Genomic DNA, 23,421 nt, shown 5'->3' with positions numbered 1-23,421 from the left:
TTTCGATTATGACCGTACGTATCCTGGCTGTGTGTGGCAATGGGCAAGGAAGCTCCATGATCATGAAAATGAAAGTGGACCAGTTTTTAACCCAGTCAAACATTGACCACACGGTGAACAGCTGCGCAGTGGGTGAATACAAAAGTGAACTGAACGGCGCGGACATCATTATCGCTTCAACTCACATTGCCGGTGAGATCAGCGTGTCGGGCAACAAATATGTGGTAGGCGTGCGCAACATGCTGTCGCCTGCGGATTTCGGGCCAAAACTGCTGGAAGTGATCAAAGAACACTTCCCACAAGACGTGAAGTGAGGGCGACACATGAAGCTACGTGATTCGCTGGCAGAGAATAACTCCATTCTTCTACAGGCCGAAGCCAGCACCTGGCAGGAAGCGGTGAAGCTGAGCGTGGATCTGCTGGTCAAGGCGGACGTTGTCGAGCCGCGTTATTACCAGGCCATTCTGGATGGCGTGGCGCAGCACGGCCCGTACTTTGTGATTGCCCCGGGCCTCGCAATGCCGCATGGCCGTCCGGAAGAGGGAGTCAAGAAAACCGGCTTTGCGCTGGTGACGCTGAAAACCCCGCTGGTGTTCAACCACGAAGATAACGACCCGGTCGACATCCTGATCACCATGGCGGCCGTAGATGCCAATACCCACCAGGAGGTGGGCATCATGCAGATTGTTAACCTGTTTGATGATGAAGCTAATTTTGACCGTTTACGCGCCTGCCGTACCGCGCAGGACGTGCTGGATTTAATTGATAACGCCACTGCGGCGGCAGTTTAAGAGGGAATTGAAAATGTCATTACCAATGTTGCAGGTCGCGCTGGATAACCAGACTCTGTCTCACGCCTACGAAACCACCCGCCTGATTGCGGAAGAGGTGGATATTATCGAAGTGGGTACCATTCTGTGCGTGGGCGAGGGCGTTCGCGCGGTTCGCGACCTGAAAGCGCTCTATCCGCACAAAATCGTGCTGGCGGATGCCAAAATCGCCGATGCGGGCAAAATTCTCTCACGCATGTGTTTTGAAGCCAACGCCGACTGGGTCACCGTCATCTGCTGCGCGGATATCAACACGGCCAAAGGCGCGCTGGACGTGGCAAAAGAGTTCAACGGCGACGTGCAGATTGAACTGACCGGTTTCTGGACCTGGGAGCAGGCGCAGGAGTGGCGCGAGGCGGGCATCCAGCAGGTGGTTTATCACCGCAGCCGTGATGCGCAGGCCGCCGGCGTGGCGTGGGGCGAAGCCGATATCAGCGCGATTAAACGCCTGGCCGATATGGGCTTCAAAGTGACCGTAACCGGTGGCCTGGCGCTGGAAGATCTGCCGCTGTTCAAGGGGATTCCAATTCACGTCTTTATTGCCGGTCGTAGCATTCGCGACGCGGCGTCTCCGGTGGAAGCGGCGCGCCAGTTCAAACGCTCAATCGCTCAGCTTTGGGGCTAAGGAGCGGGTATGTTGTCAAAACAGGTCCCGCTTGGCATCTATGAAAAGGCACTCCCGGCGGGGGAGTGCTGGCTGGAGCGGCTACAGCTGGCGAAGCGGCTGGGCTTTGATTTTGTCGAAATGTCCGTGGATGAGACGGACGAGCGCCTTTCGCGCCTGGACTGGAGCCGCGAACAGCGTCTGGCGCTGGTGAGCGCCATTGCCGAGACCGGCGTGCGCGTGCCGTCCATGTGCCTGAGCGCTCATCGCCGCTTTCCTCTCGGCAGCGAAGATGATGCCGCGCGCGCGCAGGGGCTGGAGATCATGCGGAAAGCTATCCGCTTTGCGCAGGATGTCGGCATCCGCGTGATCCAGCTGGCGGGTTACGATGTTTACTATCAGGAGGCCAACGACGAAACGCGGCGTCGTTTTCGTGATGGCCTGAAAGAGAGCGTCGACATGGCAAGCCGCGCGCAGGTGACGCTGGCAATGGAGATCATGGACTACCCGTTGATGAACTCCATCAGTAAGGCGCTGGGCTACGCGCACTATCTTAATAACCCATGGTTCCAGCTCTATCCGGATATCGGCAACCTGTCGGCATGGGATAACGACGTGCAGATGGAGCTACAGGCGGGCGTCGGGCATATCGTGGCGGTGCACGTCAAAGATACCCGTCCCGGCGTGTTTAAAAATGTGCCGTTCGGCACCGGGGTAGTGGATTTCGAACGTTGCTTTGAGACGCTCAAACAGACAGGTTATTGCGGGCCTTACCTGATTGAGATGTGGAGCGAAACCTCGGACGATCCGGCGGCGGAAGTGGCGAAAGCCCGGGACTGGGTGCGCGAGCGCATGGCGCGGGCGGGCTTACTGGAGGCGGAACATGCGTAAGCTGAAGCAGCAGGTCTTTGAGGCCAATATGGATCTTCCTCGCTATGGTCTGGTGACGTTCACCTGGGGCAACGTGAGCGCCATCGATCGCGAGCAGGGGCTGGTGGTGATTAAGCCGAGCGGCGTGGCATATGACGCCATGAAAGCAGACGATATGGTGGTGGTTGACCTCGAAGGAAACGTGATTGAGGGCAAATGGCGTCCTTCTTCGGATACGGCTACCCATCTGGCGCTCTACCAGCGTTATCCGTCGCTGGGCGGTGTCGTGCACACGCATTCTACGCACGCCACGGCCTGGGCGCAGGCTGGCCTGGCCATCCCGGCGCTGGGCACGACGCACGCGGACTACTTCTTCGGAGACATTCCGTGCACGCGAGCACTAACGCAGGCTGAGGTAGAAGGCGAGTACGAGCTCAACACCGGTAGGGTAATTATCGAAACGCTGGGTGAGACGGAACCGCTGCATACGCCGGGTATTGTGGTGTACCAGCACGGTCCGTTCTCCTGGGGTAAGGATGCGCACGACGCCGTGCATAACGCGGTGGTGATGGAAGAGGTGGCAAGAATGGCGTGGATTGCCCGCGGCATTAATCCACAGCTTCAGGGCATTGATGATTATTTGATGAACAAGCATTTCACGCGTAAGCACGGCCCGAATGCCTATTACGGGCAGAAGTAAATATGCGCTCTGGGATACCGAAACAGCTGTAACCGGTGGTATTCCGGAGCCATTCATAAAAAAGCCCCCGTGCAGGGGGCTGGCTGGTTGTTGCTCTGTCTCGTTGGCTTTCCTGGTGCTGGCGATAAAGCGTTATTGGTAAATATCTGCACTGGCGTGCATATTGCCGTTGCTGCCGGGCTCACGCGTCAGCATGACGTGATAGTATTTTGCGCCCCGGGCGTCGGTTTCTTCATTAAGCGCCCGATCTGCTTCACTTTCGGTGGCGAAGTTATGATTGATGTAAATTACGCCTAAGCTCTGCACATCATCCATGTTTCTGGCCTGCTGGCTGTCTATCCTGATGGCTGCCATCGCGTTTGCACTGAGCAAAAGCGCAGCCATAATGGCGATTGCGATGTTTTTCATGATTTGCGCTCCACGACTGCATGCTGCGGTAATACGGTTGCTGCTCTCCTTCCCGGTTTATATGGTCTTTGCTTAAAGTGTAATCGCTTCTCTGTCAGGGATGAGTGACCATTTCTGATGGTGTTGTTCAAAAAAGCAGCGTTTCAGATATGAGCGATTTTAAATCACCTACTTAGACCCGCTTCGCGCTTTGTGCGAATTATTTGTGCAATCAGCTTGAGTTTCCCGGGGGGCGCAAGTATTATGACGCGTCAATTTTTCAGCCGACCTTTAACACGTTCCTTGCCTCCCCGGGCCTCGGCTGACCCAGACAGGAGGCTGAATAATCCGTAAGGAGCAATTCGATGCGTCATTACGAAATCGTTTTTATGGTCCACCCTGACCAGAGCGAACAGGTTCCGGGCATGATCGAGCGTTACTCTGCTGCCATCACTGGTGCAGAAGGCACGATCCACCGTCTGGAAGACTGGGGCCGCCGTCAGCTGGCTTACCCGATCAACAAACTGCACAAAGCTCACTACGTTCTGATGAACGTTGAAGCTCCGCAGGAAGTGATCGATGAGCTGGAAACTACCTTCCGCTTCAACGATGCCGTTATCCGCAGCATGGTTATGCGTACTAAGCACGCAGTTACCGAAGCATCTCCGATGGTTAAAGCGAAAGACGAGCGTCGTGAACGTCGCGATGATTTCGCAAACGAAACCGCAGATGATTCTGATGCTGGGGATTCTGAAGAGTAATTTCTGATGACCAACCGTCTGGTGTTGTCCGGTACCGTGTGCAGGACCCCCCTTCGAAAGGTCAGTCCATCAGGAATTCCGCATTGCCAGTTCGTGCTTGAGCATCGTTCTGTGCAAGAGGAAGCCGGGTTTCACCGGCAGGCGTGGTGCCAAATGCCCGTAATTATTAGCGGACACGAAAACCAGGCCATTACTCACAGTTTAACGGTCGGTAGCGCAGTAATCGTTCAGGGGTTCATTTCTTGCCACAAGGCAAAGAACGGTCTGAGCAAAATGGTTCTGCATGCCGAGCAGATTGATTTGATAGATTCTGGAGACTAGCCATATGGCACGTTATTTCCGTCGTCGCAAGTTCTGCCGTTTCACCGCGGAAGGCGTTCAAGAGATCGACTATAAAGATATCGCAACGCTGAAAAACTACATCACCGAAAGCGGTAAGATTGTCCCAAGCCGTATCACCGGTACTCGTGCAAAATATCAGCGTCAGCTGGCTCGCGCTATCAAACGCGCTCGCTACCTGTCTCTGCTGCCGTACACTGATCGTCATCAGTAATCGGGCACGGTCCATTAATACGACTTTAAGAGGATAAGGTAATGCAAGTTATTCTGCTTGATAAAGTAGCAAACCTGGGCAGCCTGGGTGATCAGGTAAACGTTAAAGCGGGTTACGCTCGTAACTTCCTGGTACCACAGGGTAAAGCTGTTCCAGCTACTAAGAAAAACGTAGAGTTTTTCGAAGCACGTCGTGCTGAACTGGAAGCCAAACTGGCTGACGTTCTGGCGGCTGCTAACGCTCGCGCTGAAGCAATCAACGCACTGGGCACCGTTACTATCGCGTCTAAAGCTGGCGACGAAGGTAAACTGTTCGGTTCCATCGGTACCCGCGATATCGCTGATGCAGTAACTGCAGCAGGCGTTAAAGTGGCTAAGAGCGAAGTTCGCATGCCGAACGGCGTTCTGCGTACCACTGGTGAGCACGAAGTTGACTTCCAGGTTCACAGCGAAGTGTTCGCTAAACTGGTTGTTAACGTTGTAGCTGAGTAATTTTTTACTCTGCTCACGTCGAAGCGCCGGCCCTGTGCCGGCGTTTTGCTTTTTAGCGTGACCCTGCATCATCTTTTGCTCTTGTAAGGTCGCTATTCCTGACGCATTCTCTGATAATAAATTGAAACGCAATTTTATTTATGAGATTAGTCATGGACACCGCTCTACCCACGCCCGTCTTTGCCCGTCGAAATGTGGCCTATGCCTGCGCCACGCTCTGCTGTCTGCTTTGGGGTAGCTCGTACCCGGCCATAAAAAGTGGCTATGAACTCTTTCAGATCGCGACCGATGATATCCCGTCCAAGGTGGTGTTTGCCGGATACCGTTTTCTGTTTGCCGGTGCGCTACTGCTGCTGTTTGCCCTGGCCCAGCGAAAACCGATTGGCAGGCTCACCCCCACGCAGTTTGGCCAGCTAACGATCCTCGGGCTGACCCAGACCACCATTCAGTACACCTTCTTTTATATTGGCCTTGCCTACACGACGGGCGTGAATGGCTCCATCATGAACGCCACCGGCACCTTCTTCAGCGTGCTGCTGGCGCACTTTATCTATCACAACGACAAGCTCAGCTATAACAAAACGCTGGGCTGCATTCTCGGGTTTGCCGGGGTGATGCTGGTAAACTTCCACAGCGGGTTAAGTGATTTCCAGTTTGTCTGGCAAGGTGACGGTTTCGTGGTGCTGGCGGCCTTTATTCTCTCTGCCGCCACGCTTTACGGAAAGCGGATCTCCCAGACCGTTGACCCGACGGTAATGACCGGCTGGCAGCTGGGGATAGGCGGGGCGGCACTGGTTGCGGGAGGCTATGCTACGGGCGGGACGCTGGAAGTGCACAGCATGAAGGCAGCCGCCGTGCTGGGCTATCTGACGCTGCTTTCATCGGTGGCGTTCGCCCTGTGGAGCGCGCTGCTTAAGGTGAACCGCGTAAGCATGATTGCCCCGTTCAACTTTGTCATCCCTGTGGCAGGGACGGTGCTCTCCGCCATTTTTCTCGGCGAAAACATTCTGGACATCAAATACGCGATTGCGCTGGTGCTGGTCTGTTCGGGGATATGGTGGGTAAATAAGCGGAACGCCTGAGAATTTTCGCCGGGTAACGGCTTTGCCTTACCCGGCCTGCAAACTACCGTGCTCTGATAAAGCTGCCGTCCGGCTGGCGGGTAAACAGCACCTGCTGACCGTTCCCGGTATCAATCGTCAGCCCGGTCACCACGCCGCTGGCATTCTGGCGGATCTGCACCATCTGACCATTTTGCAGGTTGCTGAGCGGCTTGCCTGCCCCTTCGACTTGCGCCATGGCATACACGTCCGTCGCGGGCAGATTATGGTCGCGGAACAGTTGGGCAAGGGTTTTCCCCGACTCGACGCGATACGAGCGCCACTGCTGCTCGATGCCGGTAGGCTGTTGAGCCTGCGGTTCAGAAGGGGCGGCGGCCTGCTCCTGATCGTCCTGAACGGGCTCAGGCTCAACTGGCGCAACCTGGCCCGGATCGTTAGATGGCGTAACCAGCTGCGTCTGCATCGGCTGTGAATCGGGCTGCGGCCGGCTTTGCGACTGAATATCCAGCTCGGCATTCCGGCTAACCGGCGCGGTATCACCGCTGTCACCGCCGGAAGGAAGCAGGAAGCCGATGACGATCAGCAGCGCGCCAATGATAATGCCCCTGCGGTGCAAAGGCGGCAGCGGGTCCATGATGCGAAAGTTATCCGGCGCATGCCAGATTTTCGCCAGGGTAGGTTTCAGTTCAAATCGCCCGGGCATGGCTCTCCTCCTGCTCCGCGTCTTTTTATCCTGTCCTGAGAAGTGTAGTTTGCTAACTGCCTGATGGGCGTAACAAAGCCAGCTTTCGTGACATATATTCGGGAAAATCCTGACGGCTACTATTGTTTCCGTTTCGCCGCAGTTTGTCACCTTTACTTAAGACAAAGTTTTACCCATAAGGGCATGGCTGATATGCTGCCCGCTACTTTAAATGTGATGGAAGGAAAACCCATGACCACCCCGACTTTTGACACTATCGAAGCGCAGGCAAGCTACGGCATCGGCTTGCAGGTAGGACAGCAGCTGAGCGAATCCGGCCTGGAAGGTCTGTTACCGGAAGCGCTGGTGGCGGGTATCGCTGATGCGCTGGAAGGCAAGCAGCCAGCCGTGCCGGTAGACGTTGTGCACCGTGCGCTGCGTGAAATCCACGAACGTGCTGACGCCGTACGTCGCGCGCGTTTCGAGGAGATGGCGGCAGAAGGCGTGAAATATCTGGAAGAGAACCGCGAGCGTGAAGGCGTGAACAGCACCGAGTCTGGCCTGCAGTTCCGCGTGATCAACCAGGGTGACGGCGCAATCCCGGCTCGTACCGACCACGTTCGCGTCCACTACACCGGTAAGCTGATTGACGGTACCGTGTTCGACAGCTCCGTAGCGCGCGGCGAACCGGCTGAGTTCCCGGTTAACGGCGTTATCGCTGGCTGGATCGAAGCATTAACCCTGATGCCAGTGGGCTCCAAATGGGAACTGACCATCCCTCATAACCTGGCTTACGGCGAGCGCGGCGCTGGCGCGTCCATTCCGCCGTTCAGCACCCTGGTGTTTGAAGTCGAGCTGCTGGAAATCCTGTAATCGGCTTTTCTTATTTTCCTCTCTCCGCACGGGGAGAGGAAAATAGCGATAAAACCTATAGTTACGACGGAATCAACATTTTATGTTGCAAACGAAACTGTTGCGTGTATTTTTGTGAGCTGTTTCGCGCTGTATGAGTGATATGACACTCACTTTCAACATATTATTAACATAATATTCAATTCATAGTATTCATCCCGCCGATTCTTACCTACTATCGATAAGCCCTTACAAAGGGACCGTCATTTATTTGGCGTATTTAAAGGCCAACAGAGCCTTAACAACACAGACAGGCATAAACAGGAAAATATAACATGGTAGATCAGGTCAAAGTCGCCGCCGCAGAAGAGGCGACATCTGAACAGTCGCTACGGCGTAATCTCACAAACCGTCACATTCAGCTTATTGCCATTGGGGGCGCCATCGGCACCGGGCTGTTTATGGGCTCGGGCAAAACCATCAGTCTTGCCGGGCCGTCGATCATCTTCGTTTATATGATCATCGGCTTTATGCTCTTTTTCGTGATGCGCGCAATGGGCGAACTGCTGCTCTCGAATCTCGAATACAAATCCTTCAGCGATTTCGCGTCGGATCTGCTCGGCCCGTGGGCGGGCTATTTTACCGGCTGGACCTACTGGTTCTGCTGGGTCGTTACCGGTATGGCGGACGTCGTTGCCATTACGGCTTACGCACAGTTCTGGTTCCCCGGCCTGTCGGACTGGGTGGCCTCGCTGGCGGTGATTGTCCTGCTGCTGAGCCTCAACCTCGCCACCGTTAAAATGTTCGGTGAAATGGAGTTCTGGTTCGCGATGATCAAAATCGTCGCCATCATCGCGCTGATTGTCGTCGGGCTGGTGATGGTGCTGACGCACTTCCAGTCGCCAACCGGCGTTCAGGCGTCGTTTGCCCATCTGTGGAATGACGGCGGCTGGTTCCCGAAAGGCATTAGCGGCTTCTTTGCCGGGTTCCAGATTGCGGTATTCGCGTTTGTCGGCATTGAGCTGGTCGGTACCACGGCGGCGGAAACCAAAGATCCGGAGAAATCCCTGCCGCGCGCGATCAACTCCATTCCGCTGCGTATCATCATGTTCTACGTGTTCGCGCTGATTATCATCATGTCCGTGACGCCGTGGAGTTCGGTAGTGCCAACGAAGAGCCCGTTCGTCGAGCTGTTCGTGCTGGTCGGCCTGCCGGCGGCGGCGAGCCTGATTAACTTTGTGGTGCTGACCTCCGCGGCTTCATCGGCGAACAGCGGCGTGTTCTCCACCAGCCGAATGCTGTTCGGCCTGGCGCAGGAAGGCGTTGCCCCGAGCGCGTTCGCCAAACTCTCTAAACGCGCGGTACCGGCGAAAGGGCTGACCTTCTCCTGCATTTGCCTGCTGGGCGGCGTGGTGATGCTCTACGTCAACCCGAGCGTGATTGGCGCATTCACCATGATTACCACGGTCTCTGCGATCCTGTTCATGTTCGTCTGGACCATCATCCTGTGCTCGTACCTGGTGTACCGCAAACAGCGTCCACACCTGCATGAGAAGTCGATCTACAAGATGCCGCTGGGCAAGCTGATGTGCTGGGTATGCATGGCGTTCTTCGTCTTCGTGCTGGTGCTGCTGACGCTGGAAGAAGATACCCGTCAGGCGCTGATCGTCACCCCGCTGTGGTTTATCGCGCTGGGGCTGGGCTGGCTGTTTATCGGTAAGAAACGTATGGCGGGCGTAAGGTAAAAGCAAAACGGCAACGTCGGTTGCCGTTTTTAGTTTTTGCTCCCTCTCTCCGTGGGAGGGGGCATCAGGCCGCAGCGGCCTTTTTTATTCCCCGGCCAGTGCGCGCGGGAACAGAACGTTATTCTCAAGACTGATGTGTTCCATCAGATCGTCGATCGTCTCGTTAATGCCGTTGTACAGCGCTTTCCAGGTGGTGCACGCTTCTGGCGGCGGGGTGACGTTATTGGTGGTGTGTTTAATCACTTCCAGCAGTTCGCCGGCGTCATCATGCTCGCTTTCCATCACGCTTATAGGCCCCATCGCCTGGCTACCCATTCCCTGTTTAATCATCGGGAAGAGGATCTGCTCTTCTTTCATCATGTGGCTGGAAAGTTCTTCGTGCAGCATGGTCAGGTATTTTGCCAGACCGCGCGGTACGGAGGGTTTGTCGGCGTGAACGCGCTCGACTTTGGTCGCCTGCAAAATCAGCTCCGGCAGCTGTTCGCGGTGACGATCGTGGTAACGCACGATGATATGGTCGATGATTTCAGCAAGCGGCGCGGTGCGCCAGTCTTTATCGACAGGCTGTTCGGCCAGCAGCGCCAGCTCCGCTTCGATAGCCTCCACGTCCAGCTCTTTACGCGACGCTGCACGCGCCAGCGTTTGCTTACCGCCGCAGCAGTAATCCATGTCGTATTTGCGGAACAGCGCAGAAGCGCGAGGGATGGAGAGCGCCAGCTCGCCCAGGGGTTGATCGCGGAAGGCCATAGTCGTTACCTCATCATCAGGAATATAAGATGCATTTTAAATGCATCTTTAAGCCGATACTATAACCCTTTAGTGGCAAGGGTAAAAATGAGAGGGCGCTCACAAAAAAAAGAGCGCTTTTAAGCTGCTGATTGAATGCAGAAAAGGGCTTTAGAAAGTTTTTAAAGGTGGAGAAACAGTAAACAACCCGCTGCGCGTGCCGATAGATACACGTCAGACAAACCTGCATATAAAAAGGCAACGCATGTTTAAACGTATAAAAGTGATTACTCTTCTGATTTCGGTGCTGCTTGTGCTCGGCATTATGCAACTGATCTCCGCCGGCATTTTCATCAACGCGCTCAATAACGATAAAGAGAACTTCACCGTTTCTCAGATTTCCAGCCAGAACGTGGCGGAGTTTACCGATGCATGGATTAGCCTGAACCAGGCGCGCGTCACCCTGAACCGCGGCATGCTGCGCCTGCAAAGCAGCATGGCTTCCCAAATTAACGGCGGCCAGCTGAACGAGCTGGTGAATACCACGAAAAACCTGCTGGCCGACGCGCAGGCCCACTACGATACCTACTACGCGCTGCCGGAAACCCCGGGGCTGGATGAGCGCCTGGCCGACAGGCTGGAAGAACAGTACCGCATTTACTCCGCCACGCTGACGCAAATGAACGTCCTGCTGGGCCAGGGTAATCTGGAAGATATGTTCAAGCAAAATGCGGAGCAGAAACAGACCGCGATGCAGAAGGTCTATCACGAGTGGCGTGAGGCGCAGGCCGCGCTTACCGCGAAAGGCATCAAGGACAATGAAAGCGACTACAGGCGCATTCTGTGGATTCTTTCTGCGGTGATGCTGCTGGTGATCGCGGTGATTATTTCCAGCTGGATTGCGATGCGCCGCGTGCTGCTGCTGCCGCTGGAAGAGGTGATTAATCACATCCGCGCCATTGCAGCAGGGGATTTAACCCAGCCGGTTCAGGCTGAGGGGAAAAACGAAATGGCGATCCTGGCGCGTAACGTCCAGGAGATGCAAACCGCGCTGGCCAACACGGTGGGCGTGGTGCGTGAAGGCGCAGACACCATCTACACCGGCGCGGGTGAAATTTCTGCCGGCAGTAACGATCTCTCTTCCCGTACCGAGCAGCAGGCCGCGTCGCTGGAAGAAACCGCCGCCAGCATGGAGCAGCTGACCGCTACCGTGAAGCAAAACGCCGATAACGCGCGTCAGGCTTCCCGCCTGGCGCTGGATGCCTCTTCCACCGCGAAGAAGGGTGGAAACGTGGTGGAAGGCGTGGTGCGCACAATGGATGAAATCGCCACCAGCTCCAGCAAAATAGCGCAGATCACCAACGTGATCGACGGCATTGCCTTCCAGACCAACATCCTGGCGCTGAACGCGGCGGTAGAAGCCGCGCGCGCGGGCGAACAGGGCCGCGGCTTTGCGGTGGTTGCGGGCGAAGTGCGTACTCTGGCCCAGCGCAGCGCTCAGGCGGCGAAAGAGATCAAAGCGCTAATCGACGATTCTGGCGAGCGCGTAAACGCAGGCTCTCAGCTGGTGAATGAGGCGGGCGCGACGATGGCGGAAATCGTCAGTGCGGTTACGCGCGTAACGGACATTATGGGCGAGATTGCCTCTGCGTCCGACGAGCAGAGCCGCGGTATCGACCAGGTAGGTCAGGCCGTGGCGGAGATGGATCGCGTCACCCAGCAGAACGCCTCGCTGGTGGAGGAATCTGCGGCAGCGGCGGCAGCGCTGGAAGACCAGGCGGCGCGCCTGAACGAAGCGGTGGCGGTATTTAAAATCACCCGCAGCCAGGCGGTGAAGGCAGCCCCGGTGAAAAGCGTTGCAGCCAGGGCGCAGCCCGTAGCGTCGGCGTCTGAAGCGAACTGGGAAACGTTTTAACCCAGTGCCGGGTAGGCGTTCGCGCCACCCGGCAAAAATTACGTCTCCGAAGCCGGAACGACCCTCGGTTTTTCCGGCTTCGCTCTCACCGCAATCACCACCCCAAGGACCAGCAGCGCGATCCCGCAGGCCGTTAACAGCGGCGGCACGCTCTGGCGCATCAGGAAGGTATAGAGCAGCCCGGCCAGGGTTTCGAAGACAATCAGCGGCCCTAAGATCACCGTCGGCAGCTTCTGGCTGGCCACGTTCCAGCACAGCGCGCCTACCCATGAACACAGCACGGCAATGGCGACCATCAGCCCGACGAACACCCACGGGCGCGGCCCAAAGGGCAGGGTAAACGCCGGCTGCTGGCTGCCCAGCCAGATACACGCGCCGACATAGCCCACTAACGAGACGGGGAGCGTCACCAGCGCCTGCGCCGTGGCCCACATCATCGGGTGTTTGTCCGGGTTCTCCCGCAGCCAGCGCGCGTTGCGCAGGGCATACCAGGCCCAGCACGCCACCGAGATGAACGCTAACAGGATACCCGAACCGTAGCGCCACAAGCTGAAATCCTCCAGACCGTGGCGCAGCTCGGCGATATTAACGCACACCAGCCCCACAGCGGTGCAGGCCAGCGCCGGCGCCATTTTTGACCACGCCAGCCTGCCGTCACGCTGGCTGTAAAGCAGGTTCGCGAAAACCGGGATCACGACCGGCAGCGTACCGATAATCATGGTGGAAACCGGCGCGCCGGTGCGCTGAATGGCGCTCGCCAGACAGACGTAGTAGATAAGATTACCCGTCATGGTCAGCGCCAGCGCGGTGATCCAGTCCTGACGACCAAGCTGACGCAAGCGCGCGCGTCCCAGCCACGCCAGCGGCACGGCAATCAGCCCCAGCGCCAGATAGCGTCCGGTAGACTGCAATATCGCCGGGTACTCCGGCACAATCAGCGGGCCTACGAAAATCAGCCCCCACATTAAACCCGCAAGCAGGGCATACAACACGCCGCTAATCATCTTCTCATCCACAGTGATTCATTTTGTAACCAGTGTAGGAGGCGGACGCGCGCGCGTATTGTATGAGATTGCGCATCAGCGCCTGGCAACCTGCTTCTGGTAGCGCACGGGCGTAATGCCGTAGCGGCGGGTAAAGGCGCGGGTCAGGTGCGACTGATCGGTCAGCCCCGTTGCGGCGGCCACTTCGGCGGCAGGCATGCCGTGCGTAAGGAACGCTTTGGCGCGCCACAGGCGAATGGCCATCAGCATCTGATGCGGGGTGACGTGAAAATGGGCTTTGAACTGACGCTGAAAATGGTACGGGCTGAGCGAGACGACGTTGGCCAGCTCGTCCAGGGTGAGCGAGCGCATATAGTTATCGTGCAGATAGTCGCGAACGCGTTCGAAGCGGTGCGCGCCTTCGTTAACGACTGGCGCATGGTGGGCCAGCGGCTGAAAAGCCTGAATCAAATCCAGCAATAACCCCTTCTGTGCCAGCGGATCGTCCGTATGCCACAGGCCGTAAATCAGCTGGCCAATTTGCTGCGAGCGCAGCGGGTCATGGCGGGTTACGTCGCTAAACCACCAGTGGCGCAGGCCGGTGACCTCCTCCAGCAGATCGGGTTCGAGATAGACCATCCGATAGCGCCAGCCGCCCTCGGTTGCTGACTCTCCGGTGTGGATCTCGTCCGGGTTCATGGTGACAACGGATTTTTCAGCGGCGAGATGCTGGGTCCCGCGATAGCGAAAGCGCTCGGCACCGGTTTCGATGGTGCCGATGCCGAACGCTTCATGGGTATGGGGCTCGAAGGCGTAGTCAGAAATATGGGCATGATAAAGCTCAAGACCGGGCAGCTGCGCCAGATGGCGAAAGCGCGCGCTGTCTCTCTCATCAGTAAACTGTTCCGGTACGCCTTGCACGGTGAGCCTCCTTGTGGGTCATCGCTTTATTATCAGAGATGACCCAGGGGGATGCCACAAAAAATAACCGATTCTTAACAATTACAGAATGGCTTTGATGCTTTCCGCCAGCGGCGTCGTCGGACGGCCAATCAGCCTGCTCAGGGTATGGCTGTCGTCAAACAGGCCGCCTCTGGACGCGCCCGTGTCGGAGTCCGCCAGCATATCCGCCAGCCCGGCAGGCAGGCCAGCGCCCTTCAGCGCAGCGGCGAAATCCGCTTCGCTCAGGTTCTGATAAGCCACCGGCTTGCCGCTCTGCTTGCTCAGTTCCGCCGCCAGCTCGCTCAGCGTCCAGCCGTGGTCGCCCGCCAGCTCGTAGACCTTGCCTGCATGGCCCTCTTCAGAAATGACTTTCGCCGCTGCCGCCGCGTAATCCGCACGGGTCGCGGAGGCTATTTTGCCGTCACCCGCCGCGCCAATAAACACGCCGTGTTCCAGGGCTGGCGGCGCGCTCGCCAGATAGTTTTCGGTATACCAGCCGTTGCGCAGCAGGGCATAAGGCACGCCGGAGGCCGCCAGCGCATTTTCGGTTTCAACGTGCTCTGCGTGCAGGCCCAGCGGGGAGTTATCCGCGTGCAGCAGGCTGGTGTAGGCGATGAACTTCACGCCTGCCGCTTTGGCAGCGTTAATCACGTTCTGATGCTGTACGGCGCGCTGGCCCACTTCGCTGGAGGAGATGAGCAGCAGTTTATCCACGCCGTTCAGCGCGGTGGTGAAGGCGGCTTCATCGGTGTAGTCCGCCTGACGCACGTCGAGCCCCTGCTGACTCAACGCGTCGGCTTTCGCCGGGTTACGCACGATAGCCACAATCTGGCTGGCCGGAACGGTTTTCAGAAGCTGTTCAATAACGAGTTTGCCAAGCTGGCCGGTAACGCCGGTAATTGCGATCATGATGAATCTCCTTCGTGTTTGTCTGTTGTTGTGGCACACTAGCACCATAACTAACTTTTAGTAAGTACGTACAAAAAGGTAAGTATTAAAATGACGATACCAACGCTCACCGAGCAAATGCGTGACGGGAATCTTTTTGCCGAACAGTGCCCCTCCCGGGACGTGCTCAAACACGTAACCAGCCGCTGGGGCGTGCTGATCCTGGTGGCATTACGCGAGGGCACGCACCGCTTCAGCGACTTGCGCCGCAAGATGGGCGGCGTCAGCGAGAAGATGCTGGCCCAGTCGCTTCAGGCGCTGGAGCAGGACGGATTTGTCGATCGCGTCTCGTATCCGGTCGTGCCGCCGCATGTGGAGTATAGCCTGACGCCGCTGGGCGTTGAGGTAAGCGAGAAAGTGGCCGCGCTGGCGGACTGGATTGAGGTGAATACGCCGCAGGTGCTGGCGAACCGGGACGAGCGCGCGGCCTGATACCCTCAGCCTGACCCTCTCCCGCGGGAGAGGGAACAAACGTTAAAAACGGCAACGTGCGTTGCCGTTTTGCTTTTACCTGCTCAAATCCACCTGATAAATCGCAAAGCCAACGTCATCCGTCGCGACCTTTTTCATCGGATACTGGGCTTTATCCTGAATAAACGCGGCTGCCTTATCGGACGGTGAGGTCTCAAAGCGAATATCCAGCGTTGTGTCGCTGTGGATGGGCGCCAGACGCCAGTTGTTATCCACCGCCGGATGAATTTCACCCGCTTTTTTAGACTCTGCGCCGATCCACGCCGCCAGCACCGAGCGGTTCTCATCCGGGGACGCAAAGGCGATATGGCTGTCGCCCGTTCCGGCGAACTTACCGCCATAGGCGCGATAGTTATTGGTCACCACCAGGAAGGTCGCATTCGAGTCAATAGCCTTACCGTTGAAGGTCAGGTTTTTGATGCGCTCCGCCTGCGGGTTTATCGTCTGGCACTCGCCGTCATATCTGGCGGGCTGGGTTACATCAATCTGATACTCCACGCCGTCGATCACGTCGAAGTTGTAGGTGCGGAAGCCGTCCCAGTTAATCAGCGACTGCGGCTTGCTGCTGTGCGGGTCGATCTGGTTAAACTGCCCGGCGGAGCACTCCAGCCACTCCTTCACCTCTTTCCCCGTGGCCTTCACCACGACGAGGGTGTTGGGATAAAGGTAGAGGTCGGCGGCGTTGCGGAAGGTCAGCTGGCCTTTTTCCACCTCAACGTAGCTGGCCGGATCGTTCTTGCGGCCGCCCACCTTGAACGGCGCGGCGGCAGACAGCACCGGCAGTTTTGCCAGGTCCGGGTCGCCCTGAATAAAGTGTTCGGCGTAGGCTTTCTGCGCCATGTTTACCACCTGCACGGTCGGGTCATCCTGAACCAGCGCCAGGAAGCTGTACATATTGTCGGCTGATTTACCGATCGGCTTGCTGACAAATTCACGCGTGGCGTCGTGATCGTGCTTCAGCACCTCGACCAGCGGTTTATCCTCTGCGGCCAGGGATTTTTTCGCGGCGACGTCATAAATCGGACGCGCTTGCGCTTTCGACTGCGTGACTTTCCAGCTTCCGCCGTCGTTATTCAGCACCAGATCCACCACGCCAAGATGATCGCCCCACATGCCCGGCATCACGGACGGTACGCCGTTGAGCGTGCCTTTTTCGATGTCTGCGCCTTTGATACCGGCGAAATCTTTGCCCGGGAAGACCGCGTGGGCGTGGCCGAACAGGATCGCATCGACGCCCGGCACCTGGCTGAGGTAGTAAACGGAGTTTTCGGCCATCGCCTGATACGGATCGGCGGAGAGGCCCGAGTGGGCGACAACCACCACCAGGTCTGCGCCTTTCGCGCGCATCTCCGGGACGTACTTACGCGCGGTTTCGGTAATATCGTTGACGGTCACTTTACCGTCGAGGTTGGCTTTATCCCACGTCATGATCTGCGGTGGTACAAAGCCGATATAGCCGATTTTCAGCGTCTGTTTTTTACCGTCCCGATCGACGGCGTCGGTCTCTTTAATCAGATAAGGGGTAAACAGCGGCTTCTGGGTTTTAACGTCGATGATATTGGCGTTAACATACGGGAATTTAGCCCCGGCCAGCGCGTCGTGCAGGTATTTAAGCCCGTAATTAAATTCGTGATTGCCCAGGTTGCCGACGGCATAGTCCAGCGTATTCATCGCCTTATAGACCGGGTGGATCTCACCTTTCTTCAGCCCCTTCGCCGCCATGTAATCGCCGAGCGGGCTGCCCTGTATCAAATCGCCGTTGTCCACCAGCACGCTGTTTTTTACCTCACCGCGAGCGGCGTTAATCAGGCTTGCCGTGCGTACCAGGCCGAATTTTTCGGTTGGGGTATCTTTGTAGTAATCGAAGTCCATCATGTTGCCGTGCAGATCGGTGGTTTCCAGAATGCGGAGATCCACCGTCGCTGCCTGAACGCCTGCCGCAATCAGCGTTGCCAGGAGCGTTGCGCTAAACTTAATCATCTGAGGAGTCCTTTTTTCGATCCAGGCCACAAAAGAATATGTATGTATATTTTATTGCTTACAGAAGTGTGAATGCTGCCAGAAAAAAGGCCCCTGAAACCAGAATTGCTTCACAGATAGCGGAATTGTTCACATTACGATATAACTAAAACAATAAGTTATGCCCACTGCGTTAACGAAGAGGTGGAGAATGTTAGATAAGATTTGTCAGCTCGCACGGGATGCGGGTGATGCCATTATGCAGGTGTACGACGGTGCGCAGCCGATGGACGTTGTCAGCAAGGCGGACGACTCTCCGGTTACGGCGGCGGATATCGCGGCGCATGCGGTGATCCTGAAAGGCTTACAGGCGCTGACGCCGGACATCCCGGTCCTTTCCGAAGAAGCGCCCCAGAGCTGGGACGAACGTCAGCACTGGCAGCGTTACTGGCTGGTGGATCCGCTCGACGGCACCAAAGAGTTCATCAAGCGTAACGGTGAATTTACCGTGAACATCGCCCTGATTGAAAACGGGAAAGCGGTGCTCGGCGTGGTTTACGCTCCGGTGATGAAGGTGATGTACAGCGCGGCGGAAGGCAAGGCCTGGAAGGAAGAGTGCGGGGTGCGTAAGCAGATTCAGGTGCGCGACGCGCGTCCACCGCTGGTGGTGATCAGCCGCTCGCACAGCGACAGCGAGCTGGAGGAGTACCTACAGCAGCTGGGCGAACATCAGACCACGTCGATTGGCTCGTCGCTGAAGTTCTGCCTGGTGGCGGAAGGGCAGGCGCAGCTGTACCCCCGTTTTGGGCCAACGAACGTCTGGGATACCGCAGCGGGCCATGCCGTTGCCGCTGCGGCCGGTGCGCATGTGCATGACTGGCAGGGCAAGCCGCTGGACTACACCCCGCGCGAGTCATTCCTGAACCCGGGCTTCCGGGTATCACTTTACTGAGCCAGCAGCTTGTGCAGCAGGGCAACCACCTGCTGCACCTCATCCTGGGTCAGCGCGCCGTCTTTGACCCACGCTACGCGGCCCTCTTTATCCAGCACGATAACCGCTGAACTCTCTTCTTCCAGCTGCCAGGCCTTACGCGTCACGCCGTTGCTGTCGACAATAAACTGCGACCACGGATAGAGCTTCTTATTGCTCTCCAGGCTTGAACGCACAAACATCCCGGAGCCGGGAATGGCATCGTCGGTGTTCACGATGGTGGTGGTCTGATAGCGGTCGTGAGGGAATTTTGCTGACTTGATCGCCTCCACGAGTGTCGCGTTTTTCTCTTTTGCGGATGTACGACCGGCAATATGTTGTACAACTCTCACTTTGCCCGCGAGCTGCGCGCTATTCCAGGCTTTATAGCTAAACTTATCATTGTCGAGAATCAATTCTCCCCGGTCAGCAATGCCGACGGGCGGAACGCGTTGTCCTTTTTCAATGTTATGTGCGGATGCCATCAGAGGCAGCAACAGGCAAGCTGCTGCCAGGATGTTACGTAGGGTCATGGTGTTTCCTTATTGTGAGCAGGTGATCCGACCACTTGGTCATGCGCTTTAATCATAAGTGCGATCAATGGGCTTTTCCCGCAATCCCGATGCCAGTTTGCGGGCGAACGCACATATCCATGCAAAAACGACGGCATATACTGCTCTGCATCACGGTTTGCAAAGATTATTCTGAATAATTGTAATCAAACGGTAAATAAACTTATGCACACTGGGTAAGTACGAGGTTCTGGTCTATAGTCATTGGGCATCAAAATTTGCGCTCAGGACAGTCGGGCCGATTGTGGCACCGCAAGAGCGTATGATTCGCAGGAGATACAAGAATGAAAATTTTCCAACGCTACAACCCGCTTCAGGTGGCGAAGTACGTGAAGATCCTGTTCCGTGGACGGTTGTACATCAAGGATGTTGGCGCTTTTGAGTTCGATAAGGGGAAAATCCTTATCCCGAAAGTGAAGGACAAACAGCACCTGTCTGTGATGTCCGAAGTCAACCGCCAGGTTATGCGTCTGCAAACTGAGATGGCTTAACCAACGTGCTATGCAGTAGTTAAAAAGACGGCTCCCGATGGGAGCCGTTGATGTTTGTGGGGCCAGTTGAGAGGCATACCCTAAAGCCGGGAGTTTTGACCTGGCGTTATTGGTCTCAACGGGTATAACTGTGAATTGATGAAGTTAATCTTAAAATCTTTTTCAGTACTTAAAAATTGATATAAAACATTAAAATCCTGGATCGTTATTGGTCTTATTATCCATGGCATAAAGAGTATCCCTCTACTTTTATAAGCGTGTAGTAAATAGCCGATCTTTTATTGTTGGCTGAGAAGAGAAGCCGTTGCGCATGGAAAAGGACTGGAAATATGATGCATCGTGATCAGGTTTTTAAAAATAAGAACATATTCGTATTATCTATGTTAGCTATTATAGGATATGGACTTTGGCGCATGTCTGGAGACTATTTTTACCTGGAACAGACAATAGTTTATCGGCATACCGTAGCGGATACGTCTATGCTGTACGTTACGGAAAGCAGCGCGGGTGCGACGACTGCTTTCGTTTACAAATATTATGTTTATTCAGCACGGAAGACCGATGAGGTTTTTTTAGAAGACGTTAAAAACGGTTATGAACCTTTTCTTGTTACCACCGATCCTGGCGTAAAGATTAGCATTGAAGACAGATCTATCTTCCTTAAAGTAAGTGGGGATATTTTTAAATTTAAAAATATTGCAGGCTCCGTCTTTATTTATCTCAACTCATCCCCCTTCTAATGACTTAAAAAATCATGTTAGTTAAATAAACGACAGCTTACGTTTTTAAATAGAAAGGGCAGCTCATCGCTGCCCTTCAAAGATTACGCCGACACCTTCTCTTCCGCGTCCGGCAGTTTCGGCACCAGCACGGTCGGTTTGCTGTCAATACGCGTCACCAGCAGCTGGTCGATGCGGTAGTTATCGATATCCACCACTTCAAACTTGTAGCCTGAGAACTTCACCGAGTCGGTGCGTTTCGGGATTTTACGCAGCATAAACATCATAAAGCCGCCGATGGTCTCGTAGTTTCCCGACTGCGGGAACTCGTCGATATCCAGCACGCGCATCACGTCTTCAATCGGCGTACCGCCGTCGATCAGCCATGAGTTCTCGTCACGCTGCACAATTTGCTCTTCCAGCCCCTGGCCGACCAGGTCGCCCATCAGCGTCGTCATGACGTCGTTGAGGGTAATAATACCTACCACCAGCGCGTACTCATTCATGATCACCGCAAAGTCTTCCCCGGCGGTTTTGAAACTTTCCAGCGCTTCGGAGAGCGTCAGGGTATCCGGCACAATGAGGGTGTTGCGGATCTGCACGCCGCTGTTCAGCGCCAGGCTCTGGTTCGCCAGCACGCGGTTCAGCAGGTCTTTGGAGTCAACATAGCCGATGATATGGTCAATATCTTCGTTACAGACCAGGAACTTGGAGTGCGGATGCTGCGCCACCTTGGTCTTCAGGCTCTGCTCATCTTCATGCAGATCGAACCAGATGATGTTTTCACGGCCGGTCATGGAAGAGGGAACGGTACGGGATTCCAGTTCGAATACGTTCTCAATGAGTTCGTGTTCCTGCTTGCGCAGCACGCCGGCCAGCGCGCCGGCTTCCACCACTGCATAAATATCGTCGGAGGTGATGTCGTCCTTACGCACCATCGGCAGCTTGAAGATGCGGAAAATGACGTTTGCCAGGCCGTTAAAGAACCACACCAGCGGGCGGAAGACGTACAGACAGAAGCGCATCGGGTTGATGATACGCAAAGCCACGGCTTCTGGCGCAATCATACCGATGCGTTTCGGGGTCAGGTCCGCGAACAAAATGAACAAACCGGTGACCAGCGAGAAGGAAAGGATGAAGCTCAGCTGCTCGGCCAGCTCTGCTGACATGTAGTTAACGAAGAGGCTATAAAACGCCGGGGAGAATGCTGCATCGCCCACGATACCGCCAAGAATGGCGACCGCGTTCAGGCCAATCTGCACCACGGTAAAGAACATGCCGGGATTTTCCTGCATTTTCAGAATGCGTGATGCGTTGATGTTGCCCTCGTCGGCAAGCAGCTTCAGTTTGATTTTACGGGAGGCGGCCAGCGAGATCTCAGATATCGAGAAAAATGCGCTGACGGCAATGAGACAAAGTATTACTAAAATACTGTTTAACATAGTTTATCCGGCGTAACGCCAGATCCTCAGAAGGGGAGTTGATACCATTCGTGTGAAGACACATTGAACTCAGCTCGTAGCGTTGAGCCGATTATTTCAGCGGTAGTATAGCGTAAAGAGATGTAAATCTGCCAGAGGTCACGTTTTCGACAAAAAAAGCCGGACCGGCACAGGGCCGATCCGGCGCAAGGGCGTTATTTTACGGGGGATAAGCTAACATCTCCCACCGCCTGGCGGGTAGCTTCGCCGCCCCAGACCTGATCGTACTCATAGCCCGTAAGCTGCTTTATGACCACGCGGGTGTTGGCGTCACAGTCGCGGTAATCGCCGCCAAGCTTCCGACGGGCGATCTCCTTGAGCAGCACCTTGTGCGTTTCACGGTTCAGCTTGAATTTATAGGTAGTGAAAAAGCTCACGGCCAGCAGCGCGGCGGTGGCAAAAATCATCAGGCCGATTATCGCTCCGAGGGCGCTTTCAGGCTGCGCGCCGCTGCCTTTCACAAAGCCGGACTCCTGCAACACCAGGCCGATAATCATGATGGCAATCGCGACGGTGCTTTTGCGCGTCAGCACCATCACGCCGGCAAAAATGCCTTCCCGGCGCTGCTGCGTGACGATTTCGTCGATATCCGGGATAAAGCTGTAAATATTCCACGGGATGTAATAAAGGCCGGATCGGGCGGCACCCAGCAGGATAAAGACGGCGGAGAACAGCAGCGTCGGCACCTGTGTTTCAGTGAGATAGACCGTAAACAGGAACGCCAGCACCAGAAAGATGCAGCCATACGAGAGGCGCAGCGCGGCGGAAGGGGTTATGTTGAGCCTGTTCAATAGCAGCATAAATCCGTACGTGCCCGGCACGGAGGCAAACGCCGCAATACTCAGCCAGCCGGACACCGCTGCCGCGTCCTGACTCAGGCAATAGACTACGTAATAGGTAAATACTGAACCAAATACGTCCATAGCGGTGAAGGAAAAAATATATATCAGAATATGCAGGCGGAACGCGCGAATACGGAATGACGAAAAGAGATCCAGAACCAGATATTTCAGGTGATTCCCTATTCCGCTGCTGCGTCGGGTATCCACCTTAAAGTCCGACTCCTGATGCACGTCTTTTGCTTCCCAGGTGGTGTACCAGGTAATAAATACCGCAATACAAAAGACGCAGGAAAATATCAGCCCGGTCAGCGTATAGGTAAATGAATTATCCTTGCCGGTAAACTGCATAATTACGCCGGGGACCGACACCGCAAGAAAACCGCCCAGCTGGGAGCAGATCATACGTACGCCGGACAGGCGGCTGCGCTCTTCATAGCGGTTGGTCATTTCAGCGGCGAGGGTCTCCCACGGCACCAGCACCATCGCCGACAGCAGCTCGATAGAAAGGTAGGTGCCCAGGTAATACCAGTAGCCCATATCCGTCAGCCACAGCAGGGCATACAGAAACATGAGCGGGGAGCTGAGTAATAAGAAGAAGCGGCGACGGCCAAATTTACGCCCAAGCCAGGTATCGCCGAAATTATCGGTGATATACCCCATTATCGGGCTTAATAACGCATCAATGACGCGGGCTATGGCAAATATAGAACCCGCTTCTACGACGGATAATCCGCAGTAGGTGGTATAAAAAAATAGCAGCCAGGTGCCGATAATGGCGAAAGCGCCTCCGCCAAAGAGGTCGGTTATGCCGTAGCCAAGCGCCACGCCATAACCCACTCTGCGTTCAGTTGGTTTAATCATAATAA

The 23,421-nt window shown here is 55.6% G+C and carries 27 protein-coding genes; 17 read left to right on the top strand and 10 right to left on the bottom strand.

Translation table 11 applies throughout. The features are described from left to right. Nucleotides 1–8: 8 nt before the first annotated feature. The 5 genes from ulaB to IM304_RS07290 are packed head-to-tail and all read left to right on the top strand — an operon-like array spanning nucleotide 9 to nucleotide 3,004. The gene (gene ulaB / locus IM304_RS07310; RefSeq protein WP_003856022.1) at nucleotides 9–314 is read left to right on the top strand and encodes a PTS ascorbate transporter subunit IIB; all 306 of its coding nucleotides are present in this window, start codon (nucleotides 9–11) and stop codon (nucleotides 312–314) included. 9 nt (nucleotides 315–323) lie between these two features. Further along, nucleotides 324–791, top strand: a complete 468-nt coding sequence (ulaC, locus tag IM304_RS07305) for a PTS ascorbate transporter subunit IIA (protein ID WP_003856024.1) — start codon at nucleotides 324–326, stop codon at nucleotides 789–791. Nucleotides 792–804: 13 nt separating this feature from the next. Next, on the top strand, nucleotides 805–1,455 hold the full coding sequence (ulaD, locus tag IM304_RS07300) for a 3-keto-L-gulonate-6-phosphate decarboxylase UlaD (RefSeq protein ID WP_028015985.1): 651 nt from the start codon (nucleotides 805–807) through the stop codon (nucleotides 1,453–1,455). Nucleotides 1,456–1,464: 9 nt separating this feature from the next. Further along, complete coding sequence (locus IM304_RS07295; protein WP_193354880.1) at nucleotides 1,465–2,325, top strand: L-ribulose-5-phosphate 3-epimerase; 861 nt, start codon at nucleotides 1,465–1,467, stop codon at nucleotides 2,323–2,325. Beyond that, nucleotides 2,318–3,004 (top strand): L-ribulose-5-phosphate 4-epimerase, encoded by a 687-nt coding sequence (locus IM304_RS07290; RefSeq protein ID WP_193354879.1) that lies wholly within the window; start codon nucleotides 2,318–2,320, stop codon nucleotides 3,002–3,004. Before IM304_RS07295 ends, IM304_RS07290 begins: the two co-directional genes overlap by 8 nt. A gap of 132 nt (nucleotides 3,005–3,136) precedes the next feature. On the opposite strand, the gene yjfY is transcribed toward IM304_RS07290, so the two are convergent. After that, entirely contained in the window at nucleotides 3,137–3,412 is a 276-nt protein-coding gene (yjfY, locus tag IM304_RS07285) for a DUF1471 family protein YjfY (protein WP_148421885.1), read from the bottom strand. Between the two features lie 344 nt (nucleotides 3,413–3,756). Between yjfY and rpsF the strand changes: the two genes are divergently transcribed. The 5 genes from rpsF (at nucleotide 3,757) to IM304_RS07260 (ending at nucleotide 6,278) form a co-directional block, all read left to right on the top strand. After that, nucleotides 3,757–4,152 carry a 30S ribosomal protein S6 gene (gene rpsF / locus IM304_RS07280; RefSeq protein ID WP_003856034.1) on the top strand — a complete coding sequence of 132 codons (396 nt, stop codon included), beginning with the start codon at nucleotides 3,757–3,759 and terminating at the stop codon, nucleotides 4,150–4,152. A gap of 6 nt (nucleotides 4,153–4,158) precedes the next feature. Then, complete coding sequence (gene priB, locus IM304_RS07275; RefSeq protein WP_003856035.1) at nucleotides 4,159–4,473, top strand: primosomal replication protein N; 315 nt, start codon at nucleotides 4,159–4,161, stop codon at nucleotides 4,471–4,473. Between the two features lie 4 nt (nucleotides 4,474–4,477). Continuing rightward, entirely contained in the window at nucleotides 4,478–4,705 is a 228-nt protein-coding gene (rpsR, locus tag IM304_RS07270; protein WP_000135199.1) for a 30S ribosomal protein S18, read from the top strand. Between the two features lie 41 nt (nucleotides 4,706–4,746). Beyond that, nucleotides 4,747–5,196: a 50S ribosomal protein L9 gene (rplI, locus tag IM304_RS07265; protein WP_006810372.1), complete on the top strand. Its 450-nt coding sequence runs from the start codon at nucleotides 4,747–4,749 to the stop codon at nucleotides 5,194–5,196. A gap of 152 nt (nucleotides 5,197–5,348) precedes the next feature. Then, nucleotides 5,349–6,278: a DMT family transporter gene (locus tag IM304_RS07260; RefSeq protein ID WP_148421887.1), complete on the top strand. Its 930-nt coding sequence runs from the start codon at nucleotides 5,349–5,351 to the stop codon at nucleotides 6,276–6,278. A gap of 43 nt (nucleotides 6,279–6,321) precedes the next feature. On the opposite strand, the gene IM304_RS07255 is transcribed toward IM304_RS07260, so the two are convergent. Then, nucleotides 6,322–6,960, bottom strand: coding sequence for an OapA family protein (locus IM304_RS07255; protein ID WP_193354878.1), 639 nt, complete (start codon nucleotides 6,958–6,960; stop codon nucleotides 6,322–6,324). Nucleotides 6,961–7,191: 231 nt separating this feature from the next. Here IM304_RS07255 and fklB point away from each other — a divergent pair, with 231 nt between their 5' ends. Together fklB and cycA are read left to right on the top strand one after the other, a co-directional pair. Further along, nucleotides 7,192–7,812 (top strand): FKBP-type peptidyl-prolyl cis-trans isomerase, encoded by a 621-nt coding sequence (gene fklB / locus IM304_RS07250; protein WP_008502892.1) that lies wholly within the window; start codon nucleotides 7,192–7,194, stop codon nucleotides 7,810–7,812. Between the two features lie 314 nt (nucleotides 7,813–8,126). Further along, nucleotides 8,127–9,536: a D-serine/D-alanine/glycine transporter gene (gene cycA / locus IM304_RS07245; protein WP_148421891.1), complete on the top strand. Its 1,410-nt coding sequence runs from the start codon at nucleotides 8,127–8,129 to the stop codon at nucleotides 9,534–9,536. Between the two features lie 84 nt (nucleotides 9,537–9,620). Here cycA and ytfE read toward each other — a convergent pair whose 3' ends face one another. After that, nucleotides 9,621–10,283, bottom strand: a complete 663-nt coding sequence (gene ytfE / locus IM304_RS07240) for an iron-sulfur cluster repair protein YtfE (RefSeq protein ID WP_176608889.1) — start codon at nucleotides 10,281–10,283, stop codon at nucleotides 9,621–9,623. 244 nt (nucleotides 10,284–10,527) lie between these two features. On the opposite strand from ytfE, the gene IM304_RS07235 reads away from it, so the two are divergent. Continuing rightward, nucleotides 10,528–12,177, top strand: coding sequence for a methyl-accepting chemotaxis protein (locus IM304_RS07235; RefSeq protein WP_193354877.1), 1,650 nt, complete (start codon nucleotides 10,528–10,530; stop codon nucleotides 12,175–12,177). A 38-nt stretch (nucleotides 12,178–12,215) separates the two neighbouring features. Here the strand turns inward: IM304_RS07235 and IM304_RS07230 are convergent, their stop codons facing one another. From IM304_RS07230 to IM304_RS07220, 3 genes are all read right to left on the bottom strand, one after another. Beyond that, complete coding sequence (locus IM304_RS07230; protein ID WP_193354897.1) at nucleotides 12,216–13,181, bottom strand: DMT family transporter; 966 nt, start codon at nucleotides 13,179–13,181, stop codon at nucleotides 12,216–12,218. A 75-nt stretch (nucleotides 13,182–13,256) separates the two neighbouring features. Then, nucleotides 13,257–14,081: an AraC family transcriptional regulator gene (locus IM304_RS07225; RefSeq protein WP_193354876.1), complete on the bottom strand. Its 825-nt coding sequence runs from the start codon at nucleotides 14,079–14,081 to the stop codon at nucleotides 13,257–13,259. A gap of 81 nt (nucleotides 14,082–14,162) precedes the next feature. Next, nucleotides 14,163–15,011, bottom strand: a complete 849-nt coding sequence (locus IM304_RS07220) for an SDR family oxidoreductase (RefSeq protein WP_193354875.1) — start codon at nucleotides 15,009–15,011, stop codon at nucleotides 14,163–14,165. A gap of 90 nt (nucleotides 15,012–15,101) precedes the next feature. Between IM304_RS07220 and IM304_RS07215 the strand changes: the two genes are divergently transcribed. After that, entirely contained in the window at nucleotides 15,102–15,482 is a 381-nt protein-coding gene (locus tag IM304_RS07215; protein ID WP_148421901.1) for a helix-turn-helix domain-containing protein, read from the top strand. Nucleotides 15,483–15,557: 75 nt separating this feature from the next. Here IM304_RS07215 and IM304_RS07210 read toward each other — a convergent pair whose 3' ends face one another. Next, on the bottom strand, nucleotides 15,558–17,501 hold the full coding sequence (locus tag IM304_RS07210) for a bifunctional 2',3'-cyclic-nucleotide 2'-phosphodiesterase/3'-nucleotidase (RefSeq protein WP_193354874.1): 1,944 nt from the start codon (nucleotides 17,499–17,501) through the stop codon (nucleotides 15,558–15,560). A 190-nt stretch (nucleotides 17,502–17,691) separates the two neighbouring features. Between IM304_RS07210 and cysQ the strand changes: the two genes are divergently transcribed. After that, a complete protein-coding gene (gene cysQ / locus IM304_RS07205) occupies nucleotides 17,692–18,432 on the top strand; it encodes a 3'(2'),5'-bisphosphate nucleotidase CysQ (protein WP_148421904.1) in 741 nt (246 codons plus the stop codon). Here cysQ and IM304_RS07200 read toward each other — a convergent pair. After that, a complete protein-coding gene (locus tag IM304_RS07200; protein WP_176608883.1) occupies nucleotides 18,426–18,983 on the bottom strand; it encodes a YtfJ family protein in 558 nt (185 codons plus the stop codon). The two genes, cysQ and IM304_RS07200, sit on opposite strands and share 7 nt — an antisense overlap. Nucleotides 18,984–19,306: 323 nt before the next feature. On the opposite strand from IM304_RS07200, the gene IM304_RS07195 reads away from it, so the two are divergent. Next, the gene (locus IM304_RS07195) at nucleotides 19,307–19,513 is read left to right on the top strand and encodes a DUF1107 domain-containing protein (RefSeq protein ID WP_003856054.1); all 207 of its coding nucleotides are present in this window, start codon (nucleotides 19,307–19,309) and stop codon (nucleotides 19,511–19,513) included. Nucleotides 19,514–19,842: 329 nt separating this feature from the next. After that, nucleotides 19,843–20,253: a hypothetical protein gene (locus IM304_RS07190; RefSeq protein WP_193354873.1), complete on the top strand. Its 411-nt coding sequence runs from the start codon at nucleotides 19,843–19,845 to the stop codon at nucleotides 20,251–20,253. Nucleotides 20,254–20,336: 83 nt separating this feature from the next. Here the strand turns inward: IM304_RS07190 and IM304_RS07185 are convergent, their stop codons facing one another. Further along, a complete protein-coding gene (locus IM304_RS07185; protein ID WP_148421912.1) occupies nucleotides 20,337–21,674 on the bottom strand; it encodes a hemolysin family protein in 1,338 nt (445 codons plus the stop codon). Nucleotides 21,675–21,868: 194 nt separating this feature from the next. Next, entirely contained in the window at nucleotides 21,869–23,416 is a 1,548-nt protein-coding gene (locus IM304_RS07180; RefSeq protein WP_193354872.1) for an MFS transporter, read from the bottom strand. Nucleotides 23,417–23,421 lie beyond the last annotated feature (5 nt).

Origin of the sequence: Enterobacter cloacae complex sp. P40C2, from assembly GCF_014930695.1 — a bacterium.
GTDB lineage: Bacteria > Pseudomonadota > Gammaproteobacteria > Enterobacterales > Enterobacteriaceae > Enterobacter > Enterobacter pasteurii.
This window is presented reverse-complemented; position numbering and strand designations above follow the sequence as displayed.